This window comes from Pedobacter sp. 01T416_2 (genome assembly GCF_056398925.1).
Window position 1 is genome coordinate 1 of the sequence record NZ_JBFTQI010000493.1, and the last position, 4,514, is coordinate 4,514.

The following is a 4,514-nucleotide window of genomic DNA, read 5'->3' on the forward strand; positions in this document are numbered from 1 at the left end:
CATATAGCAGCACATTTCAAAATATAGCAGCACATTTCAAACCTAAAACGCTTAAAAAACACCAGTACCTCATCCAGGAAGACGAATTTGTTAATCACATTTATTTTGTAGTTAAAGGTTTACTAAAGGCTACATTTACAGATGCCAATGGTAAAGCGTATATTATTCAGTTTGCAATGGAAAACTGGTGGCTTTCCGATTTTAGGGCTTTTTATGGGCATGTTAAATCGATTACGAACATCAGTTGCTTAGAAAACTCCGAACTACTCTCTATCAGCAAAGATAGTTTAGATCAGCTATGCAACGAAAGCCATAAAATGGAGCATTTTTTCAGGATAAAAAACAGTTTAGGCTATGTAGCGCTACAGCAAAGGGTTTTATCACTTTTGACCACAAGCCCGAAAGAGCGTTTTGAACAAGTCGCTCAACAGTATCCGCAATTGATGCAACGGGTTTCTAAAACAATAATCGCAGCATACCTGGGCATTTCTAGAGAAACCTTAAGCAGGCTTTCCGCAAAAGTGTGATTTTGCGCACATTAAATTTGTGATTGAAGTCCTTTGCTGCCCTATTCAAGAGCACTAATTTTGTGATACACTTAGCAAAAAAATATGAATAAGAAAGTTTTATTCGTGCTTACAAGCCACGACGAATTAGGAAATACAGGTTTAAAAACAGGTTTTTGGTCAGAAGAATTGGCAGCGCCATATTATGCCTTAGCCGACAAAGGCATTGATATTGTATTGGCCTCACCAAAAGGTGGTCAACCACCAATTGACCCTAAAAGTGAAGATCCTTCTTTTCAAACCGAAACGACGAAAAGAATGGACAAAGACGCTGTTCTATTGGCCAAATTAAAAAATACCATTCCACTGGCCGATATAGTGATGGATGATTATGATGCAGTTTTTTATCCTGGTGGTCACGGACCACTTTGGGATTTAGCAGAAAGCGCAACTTCACAACAACTCATTACCGAATTCTATAACGCCAACAAGCCTGTTGCTTTTGTATGTCATGCTCCGGGAGTGCTTAAGGATGTAAAGATAAATGGTGAATACCTGGTGAACGGCAAAAATGTAACCGGGTTTACCAATACCGAAGAAGAAGCTGTACAATTAACAAACGTAGTGCCTTTCTTAGTAGAGGATATGTTGATAAAAAATGGTGGACATTACAGCAAGATAGCTGATTGGAATCCCTATGCCTTAGTTGATGGCTTATTGATTACCGGACAAAACCCTGCCTCATCAGAAAAAGTTGCAGAAGAATTATTAAAGCTCCTTGCCTAAATTTAAAATCCTCAACACAGGCTGGTTTAACCAAACCTTGTTGAGGATTACTTATTATAACTCGTCTTCTTCCTCGTCTTCAGGTTCAGGCACATATTTTTCAATGGCCTGGCCAATAGCATTCACTTCCTCGTCTTCTTCAAAAATTGGAAGTTCGGTTTTATAATCCATTTTTAACCAGATAGATGAAGTATCCTTCTGAATCTGAATATATTCTTTTCCATCTTTGAAAATGGTATACGAATCATTTCCTTCAGGGAAAACTGAATAATTAATTGGTCCGATTTCTATATCAAAAGGTTCTTGCATATCGAATATTTTTCTTCAAAGATAAAAAATCTTTTTGTTGAGCTTAAGTTGGGCTGAATATATAAGACATTGTTATCTTTATGCTATAATTTTAACGATGAATATGAGTTTTTCTAAAGCAGATAACAAAGTTGCCAGAAAGTTATTCGAGATAGCTTTACAACGGGAACTAAAAAAAGAAATGCAGGTATTCTCCGAAATTTTAGACCAATGGAAAACACAACAGCCTGAAGATAATAGAGACGATTATTATAAAATTTTTACCACTGTAACAGATTTCGACAAACACATCGCCAGAAGATATGACGGGCTTAGAAATTCATGGTTTTTAGATACTGTAATTGCTATGCTTGTAGATAAAATCATTACAACAGCTGATTTAGAAGATTTTTCGGAAGAGGCAAAAAGTGAAATATCGAAGGGACTCAAATTTAGGGAAGAAAATGGACTATAATTAAAAAATTACGCTTGATTGTTTAAAAATCCCATCATTTATATTACTTTACGGCTAAAGAACTTACGCGATAGATAAGAAGATGAAGTTAACGTTTTGGGGCGCAGCACAACAGGTAACAGGGAGTATGCACCTGCTAGAAGTTGGACATTATAAAATACTGATAGATTGTGGATTAGATTACGAGAAGGAAACCTACCAGGAAGAAAACCAGCAATTCCCTTTCGATCCGGCAAGTATAAACCTCGTTATTTTAACTCACGCCCATATCGATCACTCTGGTAATTTACCTACACTGGTTCGATTGGGTTTTGAAGGTCAGGTGCTCTGTACACCACCAACAGCCGATCTTACTTCGATACTATTATTCGATTCTGTAGAACTTTTCTTAAGGAAGGCCGGCCGAAAACCCAGAACTAAACGCGGCAATTTTAGCGRACCAAAACCTTTGTACCTGCACAAACATGTAATGGATACGATCGATCGTTTTGTAACCATTGCATTTAACAAGCCTTTCAAGATCAACGGCGATATTAGCCTAACCTTTGTGCCAGTTGGCCATTTGCTTGGCGCTGCTGCAGCTATTTTAACCATCAATGACGATGGCGTAGAGAAGAAAGTTGCTTTTACAGGCGATATTGGCAGAGAGAACTATCCGGTATTGGTTAACCCTGAACCGCTGCCAGAGGTTGATTACCTGGTAAGTGAAGCAACCTATGGCGGGAGGGTGCACACCAAAGACCAGACCTTAGAGGAAAGATTAGTTCAGGAAATTACCGAAGCCTGCATTAAAAGCCCTGGGCGATTGATTATTCCTGCATTTAGTATTGGCCGTACGCAATCGTTGGTATTTGCCTTAAACCAGATTTTCACCAAAAAACTATTGCCGCCCGTTCAGATTTTTGTAGATAGCCCCATGGCCATCCAAGCTACCGAGGTTTACCGCAAACACCATAACCTGGTAAATCAGGAAGCGAAAGATTTTTACCAAACCATGGGTGATGAGTTTGAATTTGAGCATCTTGCTTATGTTCAAACGATGAAAGAAAGTAAAGATGTTTCTAATTATTTTGATCCTTGTATCATTATTTCTTCTGCAGGCATGTTAGAAGGCGGGCGGATTCAGGATCACTTGTACTACAACATTCAGAACTATTATTGCACCATTCTTTTTATTGGCTACTGTGCAAAAGGAACACTCGGTTACAAGCTATTAAGCGGAGCACCTATTGTCCGCATTAAAGACCGGGAAATGATGGTTTACGCCACGATACACCAAACTGATCTGCTCAGTGGCCATGGCGATCACAATGACTTAGTGAAAACAATTAAACAGACAGGACAGCCCAAAAAAGTTTTCTTGGTTCATGGTGAAGATAAAAGCCTCAAAAGTTTATCATTGGCTTTACAAGAAGATGGCTTTAATGTTGCCGTGCCAGAAAGAGGAGAGGTCTTTGAATTATAATATTATGCTATCATTCTGAGCCCGGCGAAGAATCTTTAAGTTAGTTGCACTGCGCTAACATTTATACTGAAGGCAACAAATCTAATGACTGTTTTCTATGGTTTGATTCTTTGCTACACTGCCATTAACGTTATTTTGCAATCATCTAAATATAAATGGTTTATGTCGCCTGCGTATTTCCACCCAACTAGGCCGTAGCACCGTGTCCCCGTTCTACTTAAATCCGGCCTAACAAATTTTTCGGACTCCACCCACACAGCCAACCCACTAACTTCGAAAGAAAAATTTTCAGCCGGTGTTTTTTGTTTCTTTTTGACACCAAAAAGAAAGAGCCCATCGGCGGCGGTGAGCCGAGGAAAGCATGAGCTGTAGGGTAAAAAAAATAATCATTAATATTGATTTTATAATATAAATTAACCCTCAGAATGACAATAACATTACTTTCTCACTTGTCCGTCACCTCTTACCACCCACTTATAACTGGTTAATTCTTCCAGCCCCATTGGTCCGCGGGCATGGAGTTTTTGTGTGCTGATACCAATTTCAGCGCCAAGGCCAAACTGTGCACCATCCGTAAATCCGGTAGAGGCATTGGCATAAACCGCAGCGGCATCTACTTCGTTTAAAAATTGGGCAATATTAGCGGCATCTTCAGAAATAATGGCTTCGCTATGTTTAGAGCTATAATCGGCAATGTGGTTCAAAGCTTCAGCTAAATCAGCCACTACTTTAACAGCTAGCTTTAAAGATAAGAACTCTGTACCAAAATGTTCAGGTTTAGCCTGATTTAACAATTGCTCAGGATAAGAAGCTTTTAATAGCTCAAAACTTTTTTCATCAGCATATAACTCAACATCGCCATCAGCTAGGGGAGATAAAAGCGCAGCCAAATCATTAAGCCGATTTTGATTAACTAATACACAGTCAAGCGAATTACAAACACTTACCCTTCTGGTTTTTGCATTAAAAATAATTGCTTTGCCTTTCTCTAGAT

6 protein-coding genes are annotated in these 4,514 nt (G+C 38.8%); 4 read left to right on the forward strand and 2 right to left on the reverse strand.

Annotated elements, in window-relative coordinates:
* The coding region (locus AC1DPQ_RS18750) for a Crp/Fnr family transcriptional regulator (RefSeq protein ID WP_477610511.1) at positions 1–527 on the forward strand (527 nt) is incomplete at its 5' end.
* An 84-nt stretch (positions 528–611) separates the two neighbouring features.
* Positions 612–1,292, forward strand: a complete 681-nt coding sequence (locus AC1DPQ_RS18755) for a type 1 glutamine amidotransferase domain-containing protein (protein WP_477579301.1) — start codon at positions 612–614, stop codon at positions 1,290–1,292.
* 54 nt (positions 1,293–1,346) lie between these two features.
* Here the strand turns inward: AC1DPQ_RS18755 and AC1DPQ_RS18760 are convergent, their stop codons facing one another.
* On the reverse strand, positions 1,347–1,601 hold the full coding sequence (locus tag AC1DPQ_RS18760) for a hypothetical protein (protein WP_477610512.1): 255 nt from the start codon (positions 1,599–1,601) through the stop codon (positions 1,347–1,349).
* A 103-nt stretch (positions 1,602–1,704) separates the two neighbouring features.
* Here AC1DPQ_RS18760 and AC1DPQ_RS18765 point away from each other — a divergent pair, with 103 nt between their 5' ends.
* Both AC1DPQ_RS18765 and AC1DPQ_RS18770 read left to right on the forward strand, forming a co-directional pair.
* On the forward strand, positions 1,705–2,055 hold the full coding sequence (locus AC1DPQ_RS18765; RefSeq protein WP_477610513.1) for a hypothetical protein: 351 nt from the start codon (positions 1,705–1,707) through the stop codon (positions 2,053–2,055).
* A gap of 82 nt (positions 2,056–2,137) precedes the next feature.
* The gene (locus tag AC1DPQ_RS18770; RefSeq protein WP_477610514.1) at positions 2,138–3,520 is read left to right on the forward strand and encodes an MBL fold metallo-hydrolase RNA specificity domain-containing protein; all 1,383 of its coding nucleotides are present in this window, start codon (positions 2,138–2,140) and stop codon (positions 3,518–3,520) included.
* 437 nt (positions 3,521–3,957) lie between these two features.
* Here AC1DPQ_RS18770 and AC1DPQ_RS18775 read toward each other — a convergent pair.
* Positions 3,958–4,514 (reverse strand): aldehyde dehydrogenase family protein (locus AC1DPQ_RS18775; RefSeq protein ID WP_477610515.1); only part of this gene is annotated, 557 nt, incomplete at its 5' end.